General features: G+C 60.3%; 21 protein-coding genes. 11 read left to right on the top strand and 10 right to left on the bottom strand.

The genetic code is table 11. From position 1 onward, the window contains the following. Window positions 1-46: 46 nt before the first annotated feature. The 3 genes from fhuA to hrpB form a co-directional block, all read right to left on the bottom strand. Entirely contained in the window at window positions 47-2,245 is a 2,199-nt protein-coding gene (gene fhuA, locus ACJ8IN_RS04370) for a ferrichrome porin FhuA (protein ID WP_060425083.1), read from the bottom strand. A 252-nt stretch (window positions 2,246-2,497) separates the two neighbouring features. Continuing rightward, on the bottom strand, window positions 2,498-4,990 hold the full coding sequence (gene mrcB / locus ACJ8IN_RS04365) for a bifunctional glycosyl transferase/transpeptidase (RefSeq protein WP_060428806.1): 2,493 nt from the start codon (window positions 4,988-4,990) through the stop codon (window positions 2,498-2,500). A gap of 118 nt (window positions 4,991-5,108) precedes the next feature. Beyond that, the gene (hrpB, locus tag ACJ8IN_RS04360) at window positions 5,109-7,547 is read right to left on the bottom strand and encodes an ATP-dependent helicase HrpB (protein WP_190296719.1); all 2,439 of its coding nucleotides are present in this window, start codon (window positions 7,545-7,547) and stop codon (window positions 5,109-5,111) included. A 189-nt stretch (window positions 7,548-7,736) separates the two neighbouring features. On the opposite strand from hrpB, the gene thpR reads away from it, so the two are divergent. The 6 genes from thpR (at window position 7,737) to folK (ending at window position 12,715) form a co-directional block, all read left to right on the top strand. Next, on the top strand, window positions 7,737-8,279 hold the full coding sequence (thpR, locus tag ACJ8IN_RS04355) for an RNA 2',3'-cyclic phosphodiesterase (protein WP_033649609.1): 543 nt from the start codon (window positions 7,737-7,739) through the stop codon (window positions 8,277-8,279). Then, a complete protein-coding gene (gene sfsA, locus ACJ8IN_RS04350) occupies window positions 8,276-8,983 on the top strand; it encodes a DNA/RNA nuclease SfsA (RefSeq protein ID WP_004937572.1) in 708 nt (235 codons plus the stop codon). The genes thpR and sfsA overlap by 4 nt, the downstream gene beginning before the upstream one ends. A gap of 183 nt (window positions 8,984-9,166) precedes the next feature. Beyond that, window positions 9,167-9,622 (top strand): RNA polymerase-binding protein DksA, encoded by a 456-nt coding sequence (gene dksA, locus ACJ8IN_RS04345; RefSeq protein WP_004937569.1) that lies wholly within the window; start codon window positions 9,167-9,169, stop codon window positions 9,620-9,622. A gap of 72 nt (window positions 9,623-9,694) precedes the next feature. Then, a complete protein-coding gene (gene gluQRS / locus ACJ8IN_RS04340; RefSeq protein WP_442519484.1) occupies window positions 9,695-10,606 on the top strand; it encodes a tRNA glutamyl-Q(34) synthetase GluQRS in 912 nt (303 codons plus the stop codon). A 61-nt stretch (window positions 10,607-10,667) separates the two neighbouring features. Beyond that, window positions 10,668-12,215: a polynucleotide adenylyltransferase PcnB gene (gene pcnB, locus ACJ8IN_RS04335; RefSeq protein ID WP_373275765.1), complete on the top strand. Its 1,548-nt coding sequence runs from the start codon at window positions 10,668-10,670 to the stop codon at window positions 12,213-12,215. Then, window positions 12,215-12,715: a 2-amino-4-hydroxy-6-hydroxymethyldihydropteridine diphosphokinase gene (gene folK / locus ACJ8IN_RS04330; RefSeq protein ID WP_107227021.1), complete on the top strand. Its 501-nt coding sequence runs from the start codon at window positions 12,215-12,217 to the stop codon at window positions 12,713-12,715. Before pcnB ends, folK begins: the two co-directional genes overlap by 1 nt. 5 nt (window positions 12,716-12,720) lie before the next feature. Here folK and qseC read toward each other — a convergent pair whose 3' ends face one another. Together qseC and qseB are read right to left on the bottom strand one after the other, a co-directional pair. Next, window positions 12,721-14,079, bottom strand: a complete 1,359-nt coding sequence (gene qseC / locus ACJ8IN_RS04325) for a quorum sensing histidine kinase QseC (RefSeq protein WP_308326028.1) — start codon at window positions 14,077-14,079, stop codon at window positions 12,721-12,723. Next, window positions 14,076-14,738 (bottom strand): quorum sensing response regulator transcription factor QseB, encoded by a 663-nt coding sequence (gene qseB / locus ACJ8IN_RS04320; RefSeq protein ID WP_004937550.1) that lies wholly within the window; start codon window positions 14,736-14,738, stop codon window positions 14,076-14,078. The genes qseC and qseB overlap by 4 nt, the downstream gene beginning before the upstream one ends. 166 nt (window positions 14,739-14,904) lie before the next feature. Here qseB and panB point away from each other — a divergent pair, with 166 nt between their 5' ends. The 3 genes from panB to panD all read left to right on the top strand — a co-directional run bounded on the left by panB (window position 14,905) and on the right by panD (window position 17,103). Continuing rightward, entirely contained in the window at window positions 14,905-15,699 is a 795-nt protein-coding gene (gene panB / locus ACJ8IN_RS04315) for a 3-methyl-2-oxobutanoate hydroxymethyltransferase (protein WP_041036647.1), read from the top strand. Between the two features lie 23 nt (window positions 15,700-15,722). After that, window positions 15,723-16,577 carry a pantoate--beta-alanine ligase gene (gene panC, locus ACJ8IN_RS04310; protein ID WP_047570564.1) on the top strand — a complete coding sequence of 285 codons (855 nt, stop codon included), beginning with the start codon at window positions 15,723-15,725 and terminating at the stop codon, window positions 16,575-16,577. A 145-nt stretch (window positions 16,578-16,722) separates the two neighbouring features. Next, window positions 16,723-17,103, top strand: coding sequence for an aspartate 1-decarboxylase (gene panD, locus ACJ8IN_RS04305; protein WP_004937544.1), 381 nt, complete (start codon window positions 16,723-16,725; stop codon window positions 17,101-17,103). A gap of 34 nt (window positions 17,104-17,137) precedes the next feature. On the opposite strand, the gene ACJ8IN_RS04300 is transcribed toward panD, so the two are convergent. From ACJ8IN_RS04300 to ACJ8IN_RS04290, 3 genes are all read right to left on the bottom strand, one after another. Next, window positions 17,138-18,418: a polysaccharide deacetylase family protein gene (locus ACJ8IN_RS04300; protein ID WP_033635920.1), complete on the bottom strand. Its 1,281-nt coding sequence runs from the start codon at window positions 18,416-18,418 to the stop codon at window positions 17,138-17,140. 177 nt (window positions 18,419-18,595) lie between these two features. After that, complete coding sequence (locus ACJ8IN_RS04295; protein ID WP_033635921.1) at window positions 18,596-19,366, bottom strand: ABC transporter permease; 771 nt, start codon at window positions 19,364-19,366, stop codon at window positions 18,596-18,598. Continuing rightward, window positions 19,363-20,286 carry an ABC transporter ATP-binding protein gene (locus tag ACJ8IN_RS04290; RefSeq protein WP_033635922.1) on the bottom strand — a complete coding sequence of 308 codons (924 nt, stop codon included), beginning with the start codon at window positions 20,284-20,286 and terminating at the stop codon, window positions 19,363-19,365. Before ACJ8IN_RS04290 ends, ACJ8IN_RS04295 begins: the two co-directional genes overlap by 4 nt. A gap of 210 nt (window positions 20,287-20,496) precedes the next feature. Between ACJ8IN_RS04290 and can the strand changes: the two genes are divergently transcribed. Continuing rightward, complete coding sequence (gene can, locus ACJ8IN_RS04285) at window positions 20,497-21,153, top strand: carbonate dehydratase (RefSeq protein ID WP_033635923.1); 657 nt, start codon at window positions 20,497-20,499, stop codon at window positions 21,151-21,153. Window positions 21,154-21,190: 37 nt separating this feature from the next. Here can and hpt read toward each other — a convergent pair whose 3' ends face one another. Then, window positions 21,191-21,727 (bottom strand): hypoxanthine phosphoribosyltransferase, encoded by a 537-nt coding sequence (gene hpt / locus ACJ8IN_RS04280; protein WP_048234659.1) that lies wholly within the window; start codon window positions 21,725-21,727, stop codon window positions 21,191-21,193. A 98-nt stretch (window positions 21,728-21,825) separates the two neighbouring features. Continuing rightward, window positions 21,826-23,493 carry a multicopper oxidase CueO gene (gene cueO / locus ACJ8IN_RS04275; RefSeq protein ID WP_060428800.1) on the bottom strand — a complete coding sequence of 556 codons (1,668 nt, stop codon included), beginning with the start codon at window positions 23,491-23,493 and terminating at the stop codon, window positions 21,826-21,828. A 217-nt stretch (window positions 23,494-23,710) separates the two neighbouring features. Between cueO and ACJ8IN_RS04270 the strand changes: the two genes are divergently transcribed. Further along, a complete protein-coding gene (locus ACJ8IN_RS04270; RefSeq protein WP_004937515.1) occupies window positions 23,711-24,058 on the top strand; it encodes a YacC family pilotin-like protein in 348 nt (115 codons plus the stop codon). The last annotated feature ends 122 nt before the right edge of the window (window positions 24,059-24,180 follow it).

Below are 24,180 nucleotides of genomic sequence, written 5' to 3'. Positions count from 1 at the left end.
GATCCTGCTTTGTCCGGGGCGACGCAGTGCCGCCCCGGCTATCCGGTTAGAAACGGAAGGTTGCGGTGGCGACCACCTGGCGTTCTGCGCCCCAGAAACAACCATATGTAGCAAAGCAACTGGACACATATTGCTTATCAAACAGGTTGTTCACGTTAAGAGCGATCGAAGAACCCGGCAAGTTAAAACGAGCCAAGTCATACTTAAGTACGGTATTCCACACGGTAGAAGCCGGCACTTTAAAAGTATTGGCTTCATCACCGAATGATGACCCCGTATAACGAACACCCGCACCAAAGGTTAGACCACTCAACGCCGTCTCATGGAAAGTATAATCTCCCCACAGAGATGCCATATGTTTAGGAATGATAGCTGGCGTATTACCTTTATTCGTGGTGTCCTCAGTATACTCTGCATTGGTATAAGTATATGAAGCCAATAGGTTAACGTTGGCATTCAATGCAGCTTTGCCTTCCAACTCAAGGCCCCGTGAACGAATTTTCCCCGTTTGCTGCTGATACCAGCCTTCATTGGCGTGTTGAACGTCCGTTACCAGATTGTTCGACTTAGTCAGTTGATAGATCGCGATGGTTGCAGAAACTGGTTTATCTTTAGGCATGAACTTCAAACCAGCTTCATATTGCTCCCCTTTGGATGGAACAAAAGCTTTACCGCCATATGCAGCCCCCACGTTTGGCTCGAAGGACTGTGCATAGCTGACATATGGAGAAATGCCATTATCGAATAGATAGTTAAGACCAATACGATTTGTAGACTGGTGATCTTTTTGCTTACTGTAACTGTCTGCAACACGATCTTCGACCGTACTTTTGGCCCAATCGTAACGAGTGCCGGCTGTCAGAATCCAATTATTCCATTCGGCCTGCTCTTGCATGTAAATACCGATTTGCTGTTGCCCATCGACTTTACTAGTACGATTCAATGCACCTTTTGTATAATTACCGAATTGTGGGTTGGCAAGGTTAAGCGTACTTGCAATACCCCAACCGCCCTCAATATCATTGCTCATGCGCATGAAATCTACGCCACTCAGTAACGTATGTTCCACCTGGCCTGTAGCGAACTTAGCCTGAGCTTGAGTATCCACACTGAAGTTGTTCAGCCGCTCATTAGAAACGATATAGTTACGGTTTAAAGTGACGTTATCGGCTGCAACTCCATTACCATAGACATTATTTTGATTGGTATGCAGTTGCATATACCGTAAGTTTTGACGCACAGTCCAAGTATCATTTAAGTCATGATAGAAACTGTAACCAAACATTCGCGTCTGGCGGGAATAAAAGTTGCTCTTCTCACCCTCATTGAAATTAGCGGGCAGCTTGCCATAAGGTGCAGGTTGCACCGTTCCTTGCATTGGCAGCCAACCGTAGTAGCCCATATTAGGATCGTTTTGCAGGTAAGAATATAAGGTTAAATTAGTATGATCATCTGGCTGCCAACTGAATGATGGAGCAACAGCATAGCGTTTTACTTTAGCCATGTTCTGCTGGTCATTAGCATCTTTCGCCAATCCAGTCAGACGGAACGCATATTTACCCTCTTCATCTAACGCATCGCTGAAGTCGAAACCAGTTTGGAACAGACTGTCAGTGCCCATTTTAAACTGCACTTCACGAATAGGCTCATTCGTTGGACGCTTACTCACTAGAGAAACGATTCCGCCAGGGCTGCTCTTACCATACAACACAGAAGAAGGGCCACGTAAAACTTCTGCACGCTCCAGGAAATAGGGATCAATAGAGGCTTCGTTAAAGTAGTCCCCCTGCAGCTTCAATCCATCCAGATATTCATTCTGGTTAACTGAACCAAAACCGCGAATGTAGACTGCATCATATACGTTGGAACTACCGCGGCTACCGACCATCACCCCAGGTGTGTACCCCAGAGCTTCCTTGACGGAGGTTGGCTGTAAAATGTCCATCTGCTCACGTGTCACAACCGACACTGATTGCGGTGTTTTTACCAACTGCGTATCGGTTTTGGTGCCGGTGGCGCTGCGTTTGGCGACATAGGTGCCGACCGGCCCCCAGGCGCTTTCCTGCTGGGCGGTATTGCTGCCGCCCACAACGGTAATCGTGTCTTCCTTGGCGGCCGACTTGGCGTCAGCGGAAAAAGCCGGCATCGCCAGCATGCCCAACGCCGCAGCGACGGTGATCGCTAACGCGCTGACGGGGGTACGGCCCTGCTTGGCCGCGGATGACGAAAGACGCTTGGTCGGCATAGTTGATTTCTCTGATGAATTATTAAATGAAGAATGTAAACGATAATAATTATTATAAGCGTCGCATTTTATGCAGAAGCCAAATTAAACTGCAAGCCGAATTCATGGGGCAAATAGGTTAAGGATTAGGCGCTTAGCCATGCAATTCACAGGGGAATAAAACGAGCGGAAAAATAAAAAAAGCCCGCAACCAAGGTTACGGGCTTAATAACAAAGAAAAAATTTTCACCGGGGCCGACGCCCCGGTAGCGATTACTGGCCGAACATATCCTTGATCCAGCCGGCGACGCCATCGCCATCTTTTTGCTCACCCGCCGCCGGTTGCTGCTGTTGCTGCACCGCCGCCTGGCTGGCCTGGCACAATCCCTGCGGATTGTCGGTCCAAACCGGGATGGTGCGCCAGCTGCCGCCGCCGCAGATAAAGTTGCCGGCAGAGTCGATGCTCATCTGGTTAATGCCTTCCGGCGGCTGCAGCATCAGCGGCAGCGGCGTCTGGTTTTCCAGATAACGACGATACAGGGTCAACGCGCCGTTGGCGCCGGTCAGCTTGGCCGGGCCGTTGTTGTCGCGCCCCACCCAGGCGATCGCCACTTCCTTGCCGTCGATGCCGGCGAACCAGCTGTCGCGCAGATCGTTGGTGGTACCGGTTTTCGCCGCCAGGTTGTAGTTCGGGAACTTCACCGACAGCGAGCGGGACGTCCCGCGCGCCACGCCTTGCTGCATCGCGTACAGCGTCAGGTAAGCGGCCTGCGCCGGCACCATGCGTTCGGCCTGCGGGAAACTCTGGTACAGCACCGTGCCGTCTTCGGCGATCACCGAACGCACCGCCGACAGCGGCGCACGGTTACCGCCGCTGGCGATGGTCTGGTACTCCTGCGCGACTTCCATCGGCGTCAGGCCGATCGCGCCCAGCAGCATCGAAGGCACCGGGTTGATCTCCGCTTTCGGGATGCCCAGACGTTGCAGCGTGGCGCTGATCTGATCCAGCCCCACCGACAGGCCGAGGTTCACCGTCGGCACGTTCAGCGAGTTGGCCAACGCATCCACCAGCATCACCTGACCGCGGAATTTGCGATCATAGTTGTTCGGCTGCCAGACGGCGCCGTTCGGCTGTTTCAGCGACAGCGGCGCATCCGCCAGCCAGGTGTTGAGGCGGTATTTATCCGGTTCGGACAGCGCGGTCAGGTACGTCGGCGGCTTGGCCAGCGAGCCGACCAGGCGGCGCGCCTGCATGGCGCGGTTGAAACCGGCGAACTGCGGATTGGCGCCGCCGACCATGGCGCGCACTTCACCGCTGAAGCGATCGACGATCACCATCGCCGCTTCCAGATCCTGCACGTGACGCGCGGCGCGCAGCGCCGGGATGCCGTCTTCGACCGCTTTTTCCGCCGCGTCTTGCGACACCGGATCCAGCGTGGTGAAAATCTTCACGCCGGACAGATCATTCACCTTATCGCCCAGCCTGGTCTGCAGCTCCTGACGCACCATCTGCATAAAGGCCGGCTGTGGCGTAATGACGCCGCCTTTCGGCTGCACGCCCAGCGGACGCGCGCTCAGCATGTCATACAGCTCGCCGTCGATCACGCCCTGGTTCTGCAGCAGCTTGAGCACCAGATTGCGGCGTTCCAGCGCCAGTTTCGGGTTACGCCACGGGTTATACAGCGACGCGCCCTTGACCATGCCGACCAGCAGCGCCTGCTGATCGAGGCTCAGCTCGTCCACCGGACGGCCGAAGTAGTACAGGCTGGCCAACGGGAAACCGCGGATCTGGTCGCTGCCGCTCTGGCCGAGGTACACCTCGTTCAGATACAGCTCCAAAATGCGGTCCTTGCTGTAACGGTAATCGACCAGCAGCGCCATATAGGCTTCGTTGGCCTTACGCCACAGCGAGCGTTCGTTGGTCAGGAACAGGTTCTTCACCAGCTGCTGCGTCAGGGTACTGCCACCCTGCACCGCACGGCCGGCGGTCAGGTTGGCCAGCACCGCACGGCCGATGGAATACGGGCTGATGCCGTCATGCTCATAGAAGTGGCGGTCTTCCGTGGCGATCAGCGTATCCACCAACAGATCCGGGAAACCGGCGCGCGGCACGAACAGACGCTGTTCACCGTTTGGCGACTGCAGCATGGTGATCAGGCGCGGATCGAGGCGGAAGAAGCCGAAGCTGCGGCCGCTGTCCAGGTTTTCGATCTTAGCCAGACGGTTGTTCTGGAAATCGAGACGGGCGCGGATCTGCCCTTCTTTACCATCCGGGAAATCGAACGGGCGGCGCAGCATCTCGATGCTGTTAGCCTGCACGGTAAACTCGCCCGGACGCGTCATGCGGCTGACCTGGCGATACTGCATACCTTCCAGCAGGTTGACCATTTCCTTCTTGCTGTACGGCATGCCCGGTTCCAGGTTGACCATGCGGCCGTACACTGCCGCCGGCAGCTGCCAGACTTTGCCGTCGATGCGGCTGCGGATCTGGGAATCCAGATAGACGCCGTAGATCGCCAACAGGACGGCGATCACCAGGATCAGTTTGATAATCAGGCCGAGCCAGCGGCGTTTTTTACGCGGCGGAGTCGCTTTTACCTTACGCGGCATGCGTTCCTCCTCCTTTTCATACTCATCATCGTCATACTCGTCTTCTTCGTAATCGTCATAATCGTCGTCTCGGCGACGGCGCGGCGGCTTGCGCGACGCGGTGTTTTTTGGTTGTTTTCCTTTGCGCCCGATGGGCTCGCGGTCATCCCCAGCCATGGCTGTTGTTCTCCGAGCTTGCCGACACTGCCGGCCATGATTAGTCGCTTAATCTGTGCCTACGCCGCAGCGCTGACCAGAAGAAACATCTGAATTCCAAACCTTGAATGATCGCGGCCTACTGATATTTCTTCGTTCGGCGCGTCGGTACCGCCGTGGCCGGATCGTCCGGCCAAACGTGTTTCGGGTAGCGGCCCTTCATCTCTTTTTGCACCTCGCGGTAGGCGCCTTGCCAGAAGGCCGCCAGATCGCCGGTGATTTGCAACGGCCGGTGCGCCGGTGAGAGTAACTCAAGCACCACCGGGATGCGACCCTCCGCCAACATCGGGCTGCGCTGCTCGCCGAACACCTCCTGCAAACGCACCGCCAACGCCGGCGGTTTGCCGGCCTCATAACGGATCGGCAGGCGGCTGCCGGTCGGCACAGTGTAATGAGTGGGTAGCGCATTATCCAGCCGCTGCTTTTGCTGCCAGTCCAGCAGGCGGGACAGCGCCTCGGCGATGTTGACCTGCTTCAAGCCGCGCAGATCGCGCACGCCGTTCAGCGACGGCAACAGCCACTGCTCCAGCGCCGCCAGCAGCGGCTCTTCATCCATCGCCGGCCATTCCGCCTCCGGCAACCAGGCTTGCGCGCACTGCAGGCGCACCCGCAATTGTTCGGCGGCGCCCTCCCAGTTGAGCACCGCCAGCCCCTGCGCACGCACCCAATCGAGCAGCGCCTGCTGCAGCTCTTCGTCCGCCGGTTTGGCCAGCGGCTGGGCGCGCAGCGTCAGACGGCCGATCTGCTGGCGCTTCCAGGCGCGCAGCGTGCCCTTCTCTTCATCCCACTCCACCGCCGTGCGCTGCATGACGATCGCCGGCAGCTGCGCCGCCAGCGCGTCGATATCCACCGGCAACGCCAACAGGATACGCGCATCGGGGCTATTGTGGCCCTGCAACAGGCTGGGGACGATGAGCCAGGGCGCGCGCGACAGCGCCTCGTCCTGATTCATCGCCGCCCCCATGCCGTTGGCCAGCAGGTAGCGGCCGTCCTGGCCTCGGCGCTGGGCGATGCGATCGGTAAACGCCGGCGCCAACAGCCGCGGGGCCAGATCGACGTCGACTTGCCCCGCACGTTGCGGCAGGCGTTTGGCCAACTGCGCGGCACGCTGCCGCCAGTTCGGTTGCGGGCGGCTCAGCCAGTAGCCGATATCCATCTGCCCGCCGCGCGGCGGTTCTTCCAGCAATGCCGCCAGCAACGCCGCCGTCGCCAGGCCGTCGGCACTTAGCGCCGCGCCGGCGGTCAGCATCGCCGCCAGCCGCGGCTCGCATCCCAGCGCGGCCATCTGGCGCCCCGGTGCGGTAAGTTTGCCACCGTCATCCGTGGCCCCCAGCCGGTGCAACAGCGCCCTGGCCGCCGCCAATGCGGCGGCAGGAGGCGCATCCAGCCAGGTCAGCTGCGCCGGGTCGTGGCAACCCCACTGCAGCAACTCGAGCCAAAAGCCGGTGAGATCGCTCTGTAAAATGTCCGGTTCGGCGTGTTCCGCCGCGCGCTCCGCCTGTTCTTTGGCGAACAGATGCCAGCAAATGCCCGGCTCCAGACGCCCGGCGCGCCCGGCGCGCTGCACCATCGAGGCCTGACTGATGCGCTGCGTCGCCAGCCGCGTCAAACCGTTGCGCACGTCGTAACGCGCCACGCGTTCCAGGCCGCTGTCCACCACCAGCCGAATGCCCTCGATCGTCAGGCTGGTTTCAGCGATGTTGGTCGCCAGCACCACCTTGCGGCGGCCAACCGCCGCCGGCTGAATCGCTTTTTGCTGCTGCGCCAGAGGCAGCGCGCCATACAGCGGGCAAAGATCGGTATCGCTCGCCACCTCGCCGGTCAATCGCTCCAGCACCCGATTGATCTCCGCCACGCCCGGCAGGAACAGCAGCAAAGACCCCGGCTGTTCGGCCAGCAGGCGCTTCACCGCCGCCGCTACACCATCCTCCAGCCGCTGATGGCTGGCTAACGGCTGATATAAACGTTCAACCGGGAAGCTGCGCCCCTCGGACACCACCACCGGCGCTGCCGGCAGCAGCTGCGACAGGCGCGCGTTGTCCAGGGTGGCCGACATGATCAGCAGTTTCAGATCGTCGCGCAGCCCTTGCTGCACGTCGAGCAGCAGCGCCAGCGCCAAATCGGCCTGCAGGCTGCGTTCGTGGAACTCATCGAGGATCACCAGCGACACGCCCTGCAGTTCGGCGTCCTGCTGCAGCATGCGGGTGAGAATGCCTTCCGTCACCACTTCCAGCCGGGTCTGCGGCCCGCTTTTACTCTCGGCGCGCATGCGGTAGCCCACGGTCTGGCCGGGCTCCTCCCCCAGTTGCTGCGCCAGGCGATAAGCGACGTTTTTCGCCGCCAGCCGCCGCGGCTCCAGCATGATAATGCGCCCCGGCAACCCGGCCTTAGCCAGGATCTGCAGCGGCAACCAGGTGGATTTACCGGCGCCGGTCGGGGCGTGCAACAGTACCTGAGGAGCGGACTGCAACGCAGCCAGCAACTCATCAAGCACCGCGCTGACGGGCAATGAAGACACTGAACTCTCCGTGGTGGTTAACGTTAAACGGCGTACAGTGTAGCATTAGCTTTGCCCCCGTAGCCTTTCAAACTGCGGCGCCGTTAGCTATAGTACGGAGCTCGTCCAGGCGTCCCGCTTCGCGCGAGGCCGCTGCAAGCCGCATTCAAATCTGTTCCTGACGGATTTGTCATTATTTACCGAGCCCCCATGTCCAATTCGCGCCGCCTGTTTTTCGCCCTGTCCTTGCCTGATGCCCTGCAACAGCAGGTGATCCGCTGGCGCGCCGAGGCGTTTGCGCCGGAGGCCGGCCGGCCGGTGGCGGCGGCTAATTTGCACCTGACGCTGGCGTTTCTCGGCGAAGTCACCGCGCAGAAAGAGCTGGCGCTGCGCAAACTTGCCGGCCGCATCGTGCAACCCGGCTTCAGCATGCGGCTCGACGATCTCGGCCATTGGCCGCGCCCCGGCGTGGTCTGGCTCGGCACCCGCCGCGCGCCGCGCGGGCTATTGCAGCTGGCCGAACTGCTGCGTTCGCAGGCCGCCCGCAGCGGCTGCCATCAAAGCGCGTTGCCGTTCCATCCGCACATCACGCTGCTGCGCGCCGCCACCCAGCCGGTGGCGATCCCGCCGGCGACGCCGGGCTGGGCGTTCAGCGCCGACGCCTTTTCCTTGTATGAGTCGGTGTTCGAAAACGGGCGCACCCGTTACCAACACCTCGAACAGTGGCCGCTGGCCACGCAGGCATCCGCATGATTTTCTCTCCACCGCTGCGTTCCGCCACGCTGATAAAACGTTACAAACGCTTTCTGGCGGACGTGATCACCCCGGAAGGGGAAACCTTTACGCTGCACTGCGCCAATACCGGCGCCATGACCGGCTGCGCCACGCCCGGCGACACCGTTTGGTACTCCACGTCGGACAACCCCAAGCGCAAATACGCCCACAGCTGGGAACTGACCCATACCCAACAGGGGCACTGGATCTGCGTCAACACCCTGCGCGCCAACGCGCTGGTGCGCGAGGCAATTGAACACAATTTAATCAATGAATTATCCGGTTACAGTAAAATCAGCGGCGAAGTGAAATACGGCGGTGAAAACAGCCGTATCGATTTGTTATTACAGGCAGAAAATCGGGTTAACTGCTATATTGAAGTTAAGTCAGTCACATTACTGCAACAACAACGTGGTTACTTTCCTGATGCGGTAACGCTCAGAGGGCAAAAGCACCTGCGTGAGTTGCTCAGCGTGGTTGAAAGCGGGCAACGGGCGGTGTTGTTCTTTGCCGTGTTACACAGCGGTATTGAGCAGGTCGCACCGGCACATCATATAGATGAGCGCTATGCGGCGCTGTTGGCACAGGTCCGGCAGTTGGGAGTGGAAGTGGTTTGCTACGGGGCAAAGTTATCACCTGACGGTATTTATCTCTGCGATAAGCTGCCGTTTTTTATCGATTAGCGCGGTCGGGTCCCTATAAATAGACAACCGGCCAGCACGATCGCCAAATACGCCCTCCTTCACACGATTGTCAAGCGGGCGACAGGAATAATTGCCAACCTACCTTCCTTCTGTTATTTATAGCGGCCTGTTTTTCCCCCGCATTGGGGATTCGATAGTGCGTGTGTATGTAGGAGAAGCAACATGCAAGAAGGGCAAAACCGTAAAACCTCGTCCTTGAGCATTCTCGCCATCGCTGGGGTGGAGCCGTACCAAGAGAAGCCGGGCGAAGAGTACATGAACGACGCCCAGTTGTCGCATTTCAAGCGCATTCTTGAAGCGTGGCGCAACCAGCTCAGGGACGAAGTGGACCGTACTGTATCGCATATGCAAGAAGAGGCAGCCAACTTCCCTGATCCGGCCGACCGTGCTACTCAGGAAGAAGAGTTCAGCCTTGAACTGCGTAACCGTGACCGTGAACGCAAACTGATCAAAAAGATCGAGAAAACGCTGAAGAAAGTGGAAGACGATGATTTCGGCTACTGCGAATCTTGCGGCGTGGAGATCGGCATTCGTCGCCTCGAAGCGCGTCCGACCGCCGATCTGTGCATCGACTGCAAGACGCTGGCTGAGATCCGCGAAAAGCAGATGGCCGGCTAATACCGTTGTTACCGCTGCGGCGTGCGCACCCGCGTGCGCCGCACAGAGAAAAGGGAACCACTCCCCTCTGATATGCAAGAAAGTCATTATGTGGGGCGCTTTGCCCCATCGCCTTCCGGGGATCTGCATTTCGGTTCGCTGATTGCCGCTCTGGGAAGCTACCTTCAGGCTCGCGCCCAACGCGGGCAGTGGCTGGTTCGCATCGAAGATATCGACCCGCCGCGCGAAGTCCCCGGCGCCGCCGCTCGCATCCTGTCCGCGCTGGAACATTATGGTCTCCACTGGGACGGCCAGGTCATCTATCAATCCCAACGTCACGACGCCTATCGCGCCGCGCTGGATCTGTTGCAGCGTCAGGGGCTCAGCTATTACTGCACCTGCACCCGCAGCCGCATCCAGCAGATCGGCGGATTGTACGACGGCCACTGCCGCGACTTGCAGCTCGGCCCGCAGGGCGCCGCCATCCGCTTGCGCCAGACCGCGCCCGTTTACGGGTTCCACGATCGCCTGCAGGGAGAATTGCACGCCGATCCGGCGCTGGCGGGGGAAGACTTTATCATTCGCCGTCGCGACGGGCTGTTCGCCTACAACCTGGCGGTAGTGATCGACGACCATTTTCAGGGCGTGACCGAGATTGTGCGCGGCGCCGACCTGATCGAACCGACGGTGCGCCAAATTGCCCTCTATCGCCAGCTGCAGACGCCGGTGCCTACCTATGTGCATCTGCCGCTGGCGCTGGGCGCCAACGGCATCAAGCTGTCGAAGCAAAACCATGCGCCGGCGTTGCCCGTAGGCGATCCGCGCCCGGTGCTGATCGCCGCGCTGAAATTTCTGCGCCAACCGCTGCCGGAAAGCTGGCAAGATCTTGACCTGCCATTATTATTGAGCTGGGCGGTCGCACATTGGCGGTTGGAAAACGTGCCGCGTCAGGAGGCTATCCCTCTGGATGAAAACACGCCGGCATTCTCAAAGGAGCCATGGTGAGCTATGATTAGCCGCTATTTTTTGTTAGCTCCATTTTTATCAGTCACTATCGAGGTGTACCATTTTTACCCGAGTAGCCAACTTCTGTCGTAAGGTACTGACCCGCGATGACAAGCTGCCCCGCGACGACGCGGCGGCCGGCGATAAAAACGTAGTCCGCGAAGAGCGTGCCGCGGCGCCAAGCCGCCCTGCGCCGCAGCCGCGCGCCGCCGATAACGGCAGCAACGCCCCTGCCCGCCGCTCAACGCCGCGCAAGCGTCCGCCTTTTCCTATCGCCGAGAGCAACGACTCGATGACCGTGATCCCGCGCGAACAGCACTCGATTTCCCGCAAAGACATCAGCGAAAATGCGCTGAAAGTGCTTTACCGCCTGAACAAGTCCGGCTACGAAGCCTATCTGGTCGGCGGCGGCGTGCGCGATCTATTGCTCGGCAAAAAGCCGAAAGACTTCGACATCACCACCAACGCCACGCCGGAGCAAGTGCGCAAGTTGTTCCGCAACTGCCGCCTGGTCGGCCGGCGCTTCCGCCTGGCACACGTGATGTTCGGGCCGGAAATCATCGAAGTGGCCACCTTCCGCGGCCACCACGAACAGAACCCGGAATCCGACAAGAACTCGTCTCAGCAGGCGCAAAACGGCATGCTGCTGCGCGACAACATCTTCGGTTCGATCGAGGAAGACGCCCAGCGCCGTGACTTCACCATCAACAGCCTGTACTACGGCGTGGCGGATTTCACCCTGCGCGATTACGTCGGCGGCCTGAACGATCTGAAACAGGGCGTGATTCGCCTGATCGGCGATCCGGAAACCCGCTACCGCGAAGATCCGGTGCGCATGCTGCGCGCGGTGCGCTTCGCCGCCAAGCTGGATATGCGCATCAGCGAAGAGACCGCCGAGCCGATCCCGCGCCTGGCCTCGCTGCTGCATGAGATCCCGCCGGCGCGCCTGTTCGAAGAATCCCTCAAGCTGCTGCAGGCCGGTTACGGTTTCCAGACCTACCTGAAGCTGTGCGAATACCAGCTGTTCCAACCGCTGTTCCCGCTGATCGCCCGCAACTTCACGCCGAACCACGATACGCCGATGGAGCGCATTCTGGTGCAGGTGTTGAAGAACACCGATCACCGCCTGCAGAACAACATGCGCGTCAACCCGGCGTTCCTGTTTGCCGCCATGCTGTGGTACCCGCTGCTGGAGCACGCGCAGAAGCTGGCGCAGGAAAGCGGCCTGGCCTACTACGACGCCTTCGCGCTGGCGATGAACGACGTACTCGACGAGCAGTGCCGCTCGCTGGCCATCCCGAAACGCATCACCACGCTGGTACGCGATATCTGGCAGCTGCAGCTGCGCCTGTCCCGCCGCCAGGGCAAACGCGCGCACAAGTTGATGGAACACCCGAAATTCCGCGCCGCCTATGATCTGCTGGCGCTGCGTGCGGAAGTGGAAGACAATCAGGAGATGCTGCGTCTGGCCGAGTGGTGGGGCGAGTTCCAGGACGCCACGCCGGCGCGGCAGAAAACCATGCTGAGCACCCTGGGGGACGATCCGGCGCCGCGCCGCGCGCGTCAACGCCGCCCTCGCCGCCGGGCACCGCGTAAAGAAGGGGCATAATGATCCGCGTTTATATCGCGCTGGGCAGCAACCTGGCGCAGCCGCTGCAACAGGTTAAAGCCGCACTGGAGGCGCTGGAGCATCTCCCGCGCACCCGGCTGGTCACCTGTTCTTCGTTTTACCGCACCAAGCCGCTGGGGCCGCAAAACCAGCCGGACTTTCTCAACGCGGTGGTGGCGCTGGATACCCTGTTGCCGCCCGAACAGCTGCTCGACCATACCCAGGCGATAGAACGCAATCAGGGGCGCGTGCGCAAGGATGAACGCTGGGGGCCGCGCACGCTCGATCTGGACATCATGCTGTACGGCGACAAGGTGATCCATACCGAGCGCCTGACGGTGCCGCATTACGGCCTGAAAGAGCGCGAATTCATGCTCTACCCGCTGGCGGAAATCGCTCCCGATCTGATTTTCCCCGATGGCGAGCCGCTCGCCAGCTGCCTCAAGCGCGTGCCGGAAAACGGCATGGCGCTGTGGCATCAACCACAGCCCAAGTCCTGACCCGCCTACAGCGTCAGCCGCGCAACGAACCCGCCCGGCGGGCGATTGGCAAAGCCGATCTGTAAACCATGCAATCCGGCGATACGCTGCACGATCGAGAGGCCCAGCCCGCTGCCGGTTTGCTCCTGCCCCGGCGGGCGATAGAAACGTTCTCCGAGCCGCGCCAGATGCTCCGTGGTGACCCCCGGACCGTCGTCCTCCACCGTCAGCGAGCGTTCGCTCAGCGTCACGGTGACGACGCCGCCCTGCGGGGTATAGCGCACCGCGTTGTCCAGCAAGTTGCGCAATAGCAGCGACAGCAGCAAGGTTTCCCCCTGACGCGGCGGCGGCGTTCCCTGATGTTCATAGCGCAGCGTCACGCCCGCCGCATGGGCCTGCCGATCCTGCTCCGCCAGGGTCATCGTCACCAGTTCGTTCCAGTCGATCGGCGCCAGTTCGGCCAGATCCGACAGCGAATCCAGCCGCGACAGCGTCAGTAGCTGATCCACCAGCCGGGTGGCGCGATCGATGCCGACCGTAAGATTGTCCAGCGCGTGCTCGCGCATCGGCGCATCGTCCCCCGCCAGTTGAACCACTTCGGTCTGCACCCGCAGCGCCGCCAGCGGGCTGCGCAACTCGTGCGCGGCATCGGAGGTGAAACGCCGCTCCCGCACCAGCAACGCGTTGATGCGAGCGAACAGCGCATTGAGCGCATCCACCAGCGGACGCACCTCGGTCGGCACCTGGCGCGCGTCCAACGGCGTCGCGTCATCGGGCGCGCGCCGGCGCAAACCGGCCGCCACCGCGCGCAGCGGCCGCAGCTCGCGCCCGACCATCAGCGCGATCAGCAGCATCAGCACCGGCAGCGTCGCCAGCCAGGGCACCAGCTGGCCAGTCACCATGCCCAGCGCCATATCGCGCCGGTAATCCCACTCCTGGCCGACCACGATGCGATAGCGCCCATCCGGGCTGGTCAGCCACAGCAGGCGCCAGCTGTCGTCATCGCCTTTGCGCTCGCCGTCGGTAAAACCTTCACGCTCCCCGTCAAACAGGAAATCGGCGCCATTCTCGCCGTCGTTGAGCAGCATCTTGCCTTGGCGATCGAAGATGGCGAACGCCAGCGCGTCGTCGTCCTGATCGCCACGCTTGCCGTGATGCACCAGCTTCTTGGTTTTCGGCAGGCTGCGCGCGCTTTCATCGGCCAGCAGATCGCCGAGGTTGGCGGTCGCCAGCCGTTTGGCGAACAGCATCTGCTGGGTGTCGAACACTTCATTGATGGTGTTGCGCGACATCAGCCAGGCCACCACGCTGGCGGTGCACCAGGTCATCAGCGCCAACAGGCTGAAGATCAGGATCAAACGCAGCCGCAGGCTGAGACGCTTCACGGCGCATCCCCTAGCGTGTAACCCACGCCGTGAATGGTGCGGATGAAGCCGTTGCCCAGCTTGCGCCGCAGGTGGTGAATATGCACCTCCACCGCGTTGCTGCTCACCTCGTCGTCCCAGTTGTACAGCTTCTCCTGAATCAACGGCCGCGCCAGCACCCGCCCCTTGTTGTGCAGAAACAGCTCCAGCACCGCCAACTCGCGCGGCGTCAGCGTCACCGGCTCGCCGTTGCAGCTCACGCTGCGGGTGGCGCTGTCAAACACCACGTTGCCGTGCGTCAGCTGCGGCATCAGTTGGCCGTGGCGACGGCGGATCAGCGCCTGCAGGCGCGCCGCCACTTCGGCCAGCGCGAACGGCTTGCACAGATAATCGTCGGCGCCGCTTTGCAGACCGCTGACCCGCTGCTCCAGCGCATCGCGGGCGGTGAGGATCAGCACCGGCACGTCCTGCCCGGCCTGGCGCCACTGGCGCAGCAGATCCAGGCCATCGAGGCCCGGCAGGCTGAGATCGAGGATCACCGCGTCGTACGGCGCGCTGTCCAGCGCATTTTTGCCGACGGCGCCGTCGGTGAACCAGTCCAGATTGAAGCCGAGTTTGGTCAGCCCGGCCTTGATGCCGTCCCCGATCAGTTTGTCATCTTCGATCAGCAGAATTCGCATGAGTATCCCTTTTCAGTCATTGCGCCATTGCACCACAAGGTTCTTAAGAACCGCTTAAGCATGGCGATCCGCGCTACCCACCCCGATCGGGTTACAGTAGAATGGCTGCACTTTTTTGCAGCCTGGGCCTGCGCAAGCCGCACGCCCCGTTTCAGGAGACGTTGTGATGAAACCCACCACCGTGACCCACTTGCGCCAGTGCAAACAGGAGCAACGCAAGTTTGCTACCCTTACCGCCTACGATGCCAGCTTTGCCAAACTGTTTGAAGAGCAAGGCATCAAAGTCCTGTTGGTGGGCGATTCGCTGGGCATGACGCTGCAGGGCCACGACTCCACGCTGCCGGTCACCGTCGCCGACGTAGCCTACCACACGCGCGCCGTGCGCCGCGGCGCGCCGGCCTGCCTGCTGCTGGCCGATCTGCCGTTCATGAGTTACGCCACCCCGGAGCAGACCTTCGCCAACGCCGCCGAGCTGATGCGCGCCGGCGCCAACATGGTGAAACTGGAAGGCGGCAGTTGGTTGTGCGACACGGTGAAAATGCTTGCCGAGCGCGCGGTGCCGGTGTGCGGCCACCTGGGCCTGACGCCGCAGTCGGTCAACGTGTTCGGCGGCTATAAGGTGCAAGGGCGCGACGAACTGGCCGCCAAACAGCTGCTGCAGGATGCGCAGAATCTGGAGCTGGCCGGCATTCAGTTGCTGGTGCTGGAATGTGTGCCGACCGAGCTGGCGCGCCAGATCACCGAAGCGCTGTCCATTCCGGTCATCGGCATCGGCGCCGGCAACGGCACCGACGGCCAGATCCTGGTGATGCACGACGCCTTCGGCATCACCGGCGGCCACACGCCGAAGTTCGCCAAGAACTTCCTGGCGCAGAGCGGCGATATCCGCACGGCGGTGCAGCACTACATTCAGGAAGTGGAACAAGGCCTCTACCCGGCGGCTGAACACTCTTTTAACTAAGCGATGGTTCCAGGAGTCACCCAATGATTATTATCGAAACCCTGCCGATGCTGCGTCAGCAGATCCGCCGCTGGCGCCAGGAAGGCAAACGCATCGCGCTGGTGCCGACCATGGGCAACCTGCACGACGGCCATATGACGCTGGTCGATGAAGCGCGCGCCCGCGCCGACGTGGTGGTGGTGAGCATCTTCGTCAACCCGATGCAGTTCGATCGGCCGGACGATCTGGCGCGCTACCCGCGCACGCTGCAGGAAGACAGCGAGAAGCTGACCCGCCGCGGCGTCGATCTGGTGTTCGCGCCAGCCCCGGCTGCAGTCTATCCGCAGGGGCTGGAGCAGCAGACTTACGTCGACGTGCCGGGCATCTCCAGCATCCTGGAAGGCGCAAGCCGGCCGGGCCACTTCCGCGGCGTTTCCACCATCGTCAGCAAGCTGTTTAACCTGGTGCAACCTGACTTGGCCTGCTTCGGCGAGAAAGATTACCAACAGCTGGCGCTGATCCGCAAAATGGTGGCGGACATGGGTTACGACATCGACATCGTTGGCGTGCCGACCGTGCGCGCCAAAGACGGCCTGGCCCTCAGCTCGCGCAACGGCTACCTGACCGCCGAAGAGCGCAAGGTCGCGCCGCAGCTGAGCAAGATCATGAACGCGCTGGCGCAGCAGTTGGCCAATGGCGAGCGCCATATCGAAACGCTGCTGGAACAGACCGCCGAGCAGCTGCGCGCCGCCGGCTTTACGCCGGATGAACTGTTTATTCGCGACGCCGACAGCCTGCAGCCGCTGACGGTGGACAGCCAACGGGCGGTGGTGCTGATGGCCGCCTGGCTGGGCAAGGCGCGTCTTATCGACAACCAGCAGGTCGACCTGACGCTGTAAGCCGTTTTTTATACTGTCGTCACCCTTGGCCGCTGACCATTGGTAGACAATGGCGGAGCAATCGGTGACGATAGAGATTGCAGGGATGCAGGAGAGATGTTCAACCCCAGCGCCTGTGAAGGCCGATATTCAGTTAGGTAAAGCTATGATACGTACTATGCTGCAAGGCAAGCTGCATCGCGTCAAAGTCACTCAGGCTGACTTGCACTATGAAGGGTCCTGCGCCATCGACCAGGATTTCCTGGAGGCCGCCGGCATTCTGGAATATGAAGCGATCGATATTTACAACGTGGATAACGGCCAGCGCTTCTCCACCTACGCCATCGCCGCCGAGCGCGGTTCGCGCATCATTTCGGTTAACGGTGCCGCCGCGCGCTGCGCCTGCGTGGGCGACAAACTGATCATCTGCTCCTATGTGCAAATGACCGACGCCGACGCCCGCCAACACCACCCGAAAGTCGCCTATTTCGAAGGTGACAACAACCTGCAGCGCAAGGCGAAAGCCGTGCCGGTTCAGGTCGCCTGACACTAAAACGGGCGCCTTGCGCGCCCGTTCTTCCTTACTGCACCACCACCGTGCCCGGCTTGTTGGCTATCCGATCCGCCATGGTCTGGATCGAGTCGGTGCGCAGAATATACAGCCGCTTCAGCGTATAGGGGTTATCCCCCGGCTTCACCTTGCCCTGCACCGTGGTCACCGCCAAATGGAAACCGGCGTCCTGCGCCGCCTGGATCGCCCGCTGGTTATAGCCGCCGAACGGGTAGGACAGATACAGCACGTGCGGGTTAAACTGCGACAGCGCGCGGCGCGAGCGCTCAAAATCGAACTCGATATTGTGCAGCGAACGGCTCAGCAAAATCGGCTGGCGATTGCCGTCGGTGCGGTGCAGGAAGTGAGTGTGCGACTGCACGTCGAACACGTCCTGAATCTGCTTCAGCTCCGAGACGCTCATAAACTGCAGCGAGTCCGGGTTCCATTTCTGCGGGTGGCGTTTGATGCGCGAAGAGATGATGAACGCCGTGGCGCGGAAACCGTAATCCTTCAGCACCGGGTAAGCGTAGCGATAAACCGATTTCAGCCCGTCGTCGAAGGTCAGCACGATCGCCTTGCCCGGCAGGTTGATCTGGTTCTTCAGGTAGGCTTCCAGCTGATACAGCGAAATGGTGTCGTAGCCCGCTTGCTTCAGGTAGGTCATCTGGTTGCTGAACGCCACGTCTGAGGTGGTGGTCGAGGTGTGGCGAAAGCGCTTGTTCTCTTCGTTTTTCAGCAGATGATGATAGGTCAGCACCGGTATGCCGCTATCTATCTCGCAGTCCAGCTCATTGACAAACCCCAGCCGCTCGCCGATGTTGACCTCGTACCAGGTGTTGTTCAGGCGATCCTTCAGCTTGCCGATGATCGGATAGCGCAGGTTGCCTTCCAGCGTGCCCAAGACCTCGCTGTCCTTGTCCGCCGCGGTATAAACGTCGATCGTTTTTTGGGTGATCAGATTCTGGTTGGTCAGCGGTTTATTCAGCTCGCCCAGATCGTCTTGTACCTTGCGCGACTTCTTCAGTTCGCGCACGTCATCTTTATCGATAAAGCCGGTACCGTGCCCGAATTTGAATTCGTAGTATTCCGCATCCGCCGGGAACACCTGGATCAGCTGCCCGCGCTTCACTTCTCCTACCGGGATCACATGCTCGCCCACCAACGCATAGACTTCGCTATCGCGCTGCGCTTCCATGTATTCAGATTTTACCGCGCCGTCTTCCGACAGCAGATTCGCCAGGCTCACAGGGGAAACCAACGACATCAGAATGCCGAGGAAACCAGCCGCTAACGTGTATTGAGGCCGCATGATGATGTTCTACTTACGAGTGCGTAATGACTAAAGTGAAGGAAATGTGGAGCGCCAGCATAGCACGATTTGAACAACGGGGAACTAGCGGTTATTTGAGCAATTCTATTGATTTACGCGCCGCCTGCGCCAAATCAAGAAAAGCGCCCCCACCGGAAAAGTGGGGGCGCGATACCATCAGCTGCGCAGGCCGCGGCCGCGCTCGATCAGGTACCAGGACAGCAGGTAAAACACCGCGATAAACGCCAGCAGCACCGCCATGGTGAACGCCAGCGGCACGTCGTTGATGCCGAGGAAACCGTAGCGGAAACCGCTGATCATATAGACGATGGGGTTCAGCTTGGACACCGCCTGCCAGAATGGCGGCAGCAGCGACAGCGAGTAGAACACCCCGCCCAGGTAGGTCAGCGGCGTCAGCACGAAGGTCGGGATCAGGCTGATATCGTCGAAGGTGGTGGCGAACACCGCATTGATCAGCCCCGCCAGCGAGAACAGGATCGCCGTCAGCAGCAGCGTCAGCGCAATCACCCACCAGGCGTGCACCTGCAGCGGCACAAAGAACAGCGAGATGATGGTCACCAGCACGCCGACGCAGATGCCGCGCGCCACGCCGCCGCCGACATAGCCGGCGATCACCACGTGGGTCGGCACCGGCGCCACCAGCAGTTCCTCAATGTTGCGCTGGAATTTGGCGCTGAAGAACGACGAGGCAACGTTGGCATAGGAGTTGGTGATCACCGCCATCATGATCAGGCCAGGCACGATGAACTGCATGTAGCTGAAGCCGTGCATATCGCCAATGCGCGAGCCGATCAGATTGCCGAAGATGATGAAGTACAGCGTCATGGTGATCACCGGCGGCACCAGGGTCTGGATCCAGATGCGCGCGAACCGGTTCACCTCTTTGGCCCAGATGCTCTGCAAGGCCACCCAATACAAACGCGTCATGCTTTTTCTCCATTGCCGTTAACCAGGGTGACAAACAGTTCTTCCAGGCGGTTCGCCTTGTTGCGCATGCTCAGCACCTGCACGCCCTGCGCGCTCAGTTGGGTGAACAGCCCGTTCAGCCCCTGCTCGCGCATCACTTCCACTTCCAGCGTTGAGGTATCCGTCAGGCGGCTGTGGTAACCGTCCAGCTTCGGCAACGGGCTCTTCGCCGCCAAATCGAGGATGAAGGTTTCCGACTTCAGCTTGGCCAGTAGCCCCTTCATCGAGGTGTTTTCCACCAGCTCCCCGTTCTGGATGATGCCGATATTGCGGCACAGCATCTCCGCCTCTTCCAGATAGTGGGTGGTGAGGATAATGGTGGTGCCCTGGGCGTTCAGCTCTTTCAGGAAGCCCCACATCGAGCGACGCAGCTCGATGTCCACCCCGGCGGTCGGCTCATCGAGGATCAGCAGCTTCGGCTGATGCATCAACGCGCGGGCGATCATCAGGCGGCGCTTCATGCCGCCGGACAGCATGCGGGCGCGCTCGTTGCGCTTGCCCCACAGATCCAGCTGATTGAGGTATTTTTCAGCGCGCGCCATCGCTTCACGCCGCGTGACGCCGTAGTAACCCGCCTGGTTCACCACGATCTGCAACACGGTCTCGAACGGGTTGAAGTTGAACTCCTGCGGCACCAGGCCGAGCTGGCGCTTGGCGTTGACGATGTCTTTATCGATGTCGTAACCGAACACCCGCACGCTGCCGGCCGTTTTGTTCACCAGCGAGCTGATGATGCCGATGGTGGTGGATTTTCCGGCGCCGTTTGGCCCCAGCAGGGCATAAAAATCCCCCGCTTCGACGCTCAGGTCGATACCGCGCAGCGCCTTGACGCCACCGGCGTAAGTCTTGGTCAGCTGCGCTAATTCCAGTGCATAATTCATATGTAAAATAGTACCTTATGACGATGAGTATGCCGCCGCGCCCCTGTTTGCGAGGCTTGAAACACTAACGATAATCCTAGCATCGGCGACGTTTTCACTGAGTCGAATCCGTGCGGAAAATGAGGCTGCACCACTGTTCCGATTTCCAAAGTGTGACGCTTACCCTATATTACCCCAACGCAATCTGTCCGTTACGGGTCAATCACCTCCATGAAAGAAATCGAAGAGCTTATCGCCAACAACCAGGCCTGGTCGGCCAACATCAGCCAGGAAGACCCGGAATTTTTTGAACGTTTAGCCCAGGCGCAAAAGCCCCGCTTCTTATGGATTGGTTGCTCTGACAGCCGCGTTCCCGCAGAACGCCTGACCGGCCTCGAGCCGGGTGAACTGTTCGTCCATCGCAACGTGGCGAACCTCGTTATCCACACCGATCTTAACTGCCTGTCGGTGGTGCAGTATGCGGTAGATGTGCTGGAAGTCGAACACATCATCATTTGCGGCCATCTGGGCTGCGGCGGCGTGCAGGCGGCGGTGGAAAACCCGGAGCTGGGGTTGATCGACAACTGGCTGCTGCACATTCGCGATCTGTGGTACAAGCACAGCTCGCTGCTGGGCGAGCTGCCGCCGGAGCAGCGTTTCGACATGCTGTGCGAGATCAACGTCATTGAGCAGGTATACAACCTGGGCCACTCCACCATCATGCAGTCCGCGTGGAAGCGCGGCCAGAAGGTGATGATCCACGGTTGGGTGTACGGCATTCAGGACGGCCGCCTGCGCGATATGGAAGTGCTGGCGACCAGCCGCGAGAGCCTGGAGATGGGCTACCGCAAAGCGATAGCCAAACTGAAGCAGGATAAAGGCATATAACCCCGCCGCGGGCGCGGCTGGCCGCGCCCCACATTAATTACTCGTCCAGCAGCACCACTTTGCCGACGTACGGCAGGTGACGGTAGCGCTGAGCGTAGTCGATGCCATACCCCACCACGAACTCATCCGGGATCGAGAAGCCGACATATTCGACCGGCACCTGCACTTCACGGCGCTCAGGCTTGTCCAGCAAGGTGCAAATCGCCAGCGATTTCGGCCCGCGCAGCGCCAAAATCTCGCGCACTTTGTTCAGCGTGTTGCCGGAATCGATGATGTCTTCCACGATCAGCACGTCTTTGCCGCGAATGTCTTCGTCCAGATCCTTGAGGATCTTCACGTCGCGAGTAGTGGACATGCCGCTGCCGTAGCTGGAGGCGGTCATAAAGTCGACTTCGTGCGGCACGTCGATGGCGCGGCAGAGATCGGCCATGAACATGAAGGAGCCGCGCAGCAGCCCGACCAGCACCATGTCGCTGCCGCTGTCGCGGTAATGTTCGGTGATCTGGCGGCCAAGTTCGGCGATACGGGTCTTAACTTCCTGCTCGGAAATCATTACGTCTACAGTGTGTTTCATAGTATTCAGGTCAGTTGCCGGAAGAAAGGCGCAGAGTTTAGCATAGCCTTTCGCCGGTGGCGACGCGAGCGCGCCGCCACCTGAGCGACGGGCCGCGATCATTCGCCGACGGTGAAGCCCATCATCATGCCGGTATCTTCGTGCTCCAGCAGGTGGCAGTGGGCCATGTACGCATGTTCGCTGCTGGCCGGATGGTCGAAGCGCACCAGCACTTCGCTGCGCCACCCTTCGACGCGCACCGTGTCCTTCCAGCCGCTGCGATGCGCCGCCGGCGGTTTGCCATTTTCCGACAGGATACGGAACTGGGTGCCGTGAATATGGAACGGGTGCAACATCATGTCGCCCTCGCCGGAAATGGTCCACTTCTCATACTGGCCCCGTTTGGCGGCGAACATCGGCTTGGTCATGTCGAAGGCCTTGCCGTTGATCATGTTGCCGTGGCTGAAGTCGAACGGTTTGGCTTTACCCTGCGCGCCGCCGTGATCCATCCCGGCCATACTGCCATGATCCATGCCCTTCATGTTGCCGTGGTCCATGCCCTGCATGCCGCCCTTTTCCATGCCTTTCATGTTGCCGTGGTCCATGCCTTTCATGTCTCCACCGCCCATCGCGCCATGATTCATGCTCATGCCGGCCATCGCCTGGTGACCATAACGATCCATCAGCGCCTGCATGCCGAGCATATCCAGCTGCGGATCCATCATCAGCTGCAGCCAACGCTCCTGGATACCGGTGGTAGCGGGTAATGTCGGCAGCTTCACCAGGCTGTCCGGCATGGTTTTGATGCCCTGCGCCAGCGACGGCTGAATGCGCAACACCGGCAGCGGTTGATCGAACGGCGCCAGCGTCATACCCATCTGCTTCACCGGCAGCGTCACGATGTCGAACGCTTTCCCGTCGGAGGCATCCACCAGCACTTCAAAACGTTCGCCCATCAGCATCGGCAGCTCGGTCAGTTTCACCGGCTCCGCCAGGAAACCGCCGTCGCTGGCGATGACATACAGCGGACGGTTGTCACTGGCCGCCAGATTCAGCGAGCGGGCGTTGCAGCCGTTGAGGAAGCGCAGACGCAGCCAGCCGCGCGGCGCCAAATGTTGCGGATACTGCGCGCCGTTGGTGAACATGCGATCGCCAAACCAGCCCACCGCCGCGCTCATCACGTCCAGGCGGTATTCGATTTGTGCGTCTTTGCCCAACCGCTTATCTTGCAGGATCACCGGAATATCATCCTGCCCCCAGGTTTTCGGCAGCGGCAGTTTGGCGCTCTCCTCATCTTCCAGCAGCACCAGCCCCGCCAGCCCCATCATCACCTGGCTGCCGGTTTTACCGTGGGTATGCGGGTGGAACCAGCAGGTGGCCGCCGGTTGATCGACGGTGAAATTCACCGTGCGCGTCGCGCCGGGATGGATCAATGCCTGCGGGCCGCCATCGACGTCGCCGGGAATTTCCAGGCCGTGCCAGTGGACGGTGCTGGCCTCCGCCAGGCCGTTTTTGATATCGACCGTCACCGGCTGCCCACGCTGCAGCTTCACCGCCGGCCCGAGCAGCGCGCCGTTGAATCCCCAGGTTTTGGTGGCGGCGCCGGGCAACCAGCGGGTTTCCCCCGCCTGCAGCGCCAGCGCAATTTTTCCCTGCGCGTCCGGCGTCAACAACGGCGGCACCGGCAGGGCCGGCCGATCGGCCGCCCAGGCGGCCCGGCTCCATAACGGCAATGCGCTCGCAGCGCCCAGTGCGGCGGTTAATTTAATAAAATCACGGCGTAACATCGCTGACTCCCTTTTCTCAGTGACATAACTCAATGCCGCCAGCCTAAACCTTCCCCCTGGCGGAAGGTCAAGCCTTTCCTGGCGGTATTTTAAGCTATGCCTCACAATCAAGAGAATATGGCTGGCAAACGCAACGCCGGCCCGGCAGCAATAAAATTTGGTGCCTTTACAGGCAAGTGTGGTAACGTCAGCAAACGACAAACAGGCCTATTTCATGATGAAAAAAACAACGTTATCGATGCTGTTGCTGGCGATGCTGGGCTTCTCCAACGCCAGTCTGGCGCTGAATGAATCCGAGGCGGAAGATCTGGCCGATCTGACGGCGGTATTTATTTATTTGAAAAATGATTGCGGCTACAACGATTTGCCAAACGCGCAAATCAAACGCGCCATCGTCTATTTCGCGCAACAAAACCGCTGGGATTTGAGCAACTACAACAGCTTCAATATGAAGGCGCTGGGCGAAGACAGCTATCGCGATCTCAGCGGCATCGCCATTCCAACGCCCAAGAAGTGCAAATCGCTGGCGCGCGACTCTTTGAGCCTGCTGGCCTACGCCAACTAATTCCTTCCCCTTTCCCGCCCGCCTAACGCTCTCTCTGTCTGAAATTCAACCGTGCATCGCCAGGCAGAGTTAGCTATGATGTTGCGCCGATTTTTCATGGCTGTTATTACGGAGTTTCCCGC

The organism is Serratia sp. CY31944 (assembly GCF_052169175.1).
GTDB classification, from domain to species: Bacteria; Pseudomonadota; Gammaproteobacteria; order Enterobacterales; family Enterobacteriaceae; genus Serratia; species Serratia sarumanii.
This window is presented reverse-complemented; position numbering and strand designations above follow the sequence as displayed.

Coding starts and splice junctions, on each gene's coding strand:
- fhuA (WP_060425083.1), bottom strand. CDS start 2,245: ATGCCGACCAAGCGTCTTTCGTCATCCGCGGCCAAGCAGGGCCGTACC.
- mrcB (WP_060428806.1), bottom strand. CDS start 4,990: ATGGCTGGGGATGACCGCGAGCCCATCGGGCGCAAAGGAAAACAACCA.
- thpR (WP_033649609.1), top strand. CDS start 7,737: ATGTCCAATTCGCGCCGCCTGTTTTTCGCCCTGTCCTTGCCTGATGCC.
- sfsA (WP_004937572.1), top strand. CDS start 8,276: ATGATTTTCTCTCCACCGCTGCGTTCCGCCACGCTGATAAAACGTTAC.
- dksA (WP_004937569.1), top strand. CDS start 9,167: ATGCAAGAAGGGCAAAACCGTAAAACCTCGTCCTTGAGCATTCTCGCC.
- gluQRS (WP_442519484.1), top strand. CDS start 9,695: ATGCAAGAAAGTCATTATGTGGGGCGCTTTGCCCCATCGCCTTCCGGG.
- folK (WP_107227021.1), top strand. CDS start 12,215: ATGATCCGCGTTTATATCGCGCTGGGCAGCAACCTGGCGCAGCCGCTG.
- qseB (WP_004937550.1), bottom strand. CDS start 14,738: ATGCGAATTCTGCTGATCGAAGATGACAAACTGATCGGGGACGGCATC.
- panB (WP_041036647.1), top strand. CDS start 14,905: ATGAAACCCACCACCGTGACCCACTTGCGCCAGTGCAAACAGGAGCAA.
- panC (WP_047570564.1), top strand. CDS start 15,723: ATGATTATTATCGAAACCCTGCCGATGCTGCGTCAGCAGATCCGCCGC.
- panD (WP_004937544.1), top strand. CDS start 16,723: ATGATACGTACTATGCTGCAAGGCAAGCTGCATCGCGTCAAAGTCACT.
- ACJ8IN_RS04300 (WP_033635920.1), bottom strand. CDS start 18,418: ATGCGGCCTCAATACACGTTAGCGGCTGGTTTCCTCGGCATTCTGATG.
- ACJ8IN_RS04295 (WP_033635921.1), bottom strand. CDS start 19,366: ATGACGCGTTTGTATTGGGTGGCCTTGCAGAGCATCTGGGCCAAAGAG.
- ACJ8IN_RS04290 (WP_033635922.1), bottom strand. CDS start 20,286: ATGAATTATGCACTGGAATTAGCGCAGCTGACCAAGACTTACGCCGGT.
- can (WP_033635923.1), top strand. CDS start 20,497: ATGAAAGAAATCGAAGAGCTTATCGCCAACAACCAGGCCTGGTCGGCC.
- hpt (WP_048234659.1), bottom strand. CDS start 21,727: ATGAAACACACTGTAGACGTAATGATTTCCGAGCAGGAAGTTAAGACC.
- cueO (WP_060428800.1), bottom strand. CDS start 23,493: ATGTTACGCCGTGATTTTATTAAATTAACCGCCGCACTGGGCGCTGCG.
- ACJ8IN_RS04270 (WP_004937515.1), top strand. CDS start 23,711: ATGAAAAAAACAACGTTATCGATGCTGTTGCTGGCGATGCTGGGCTTC.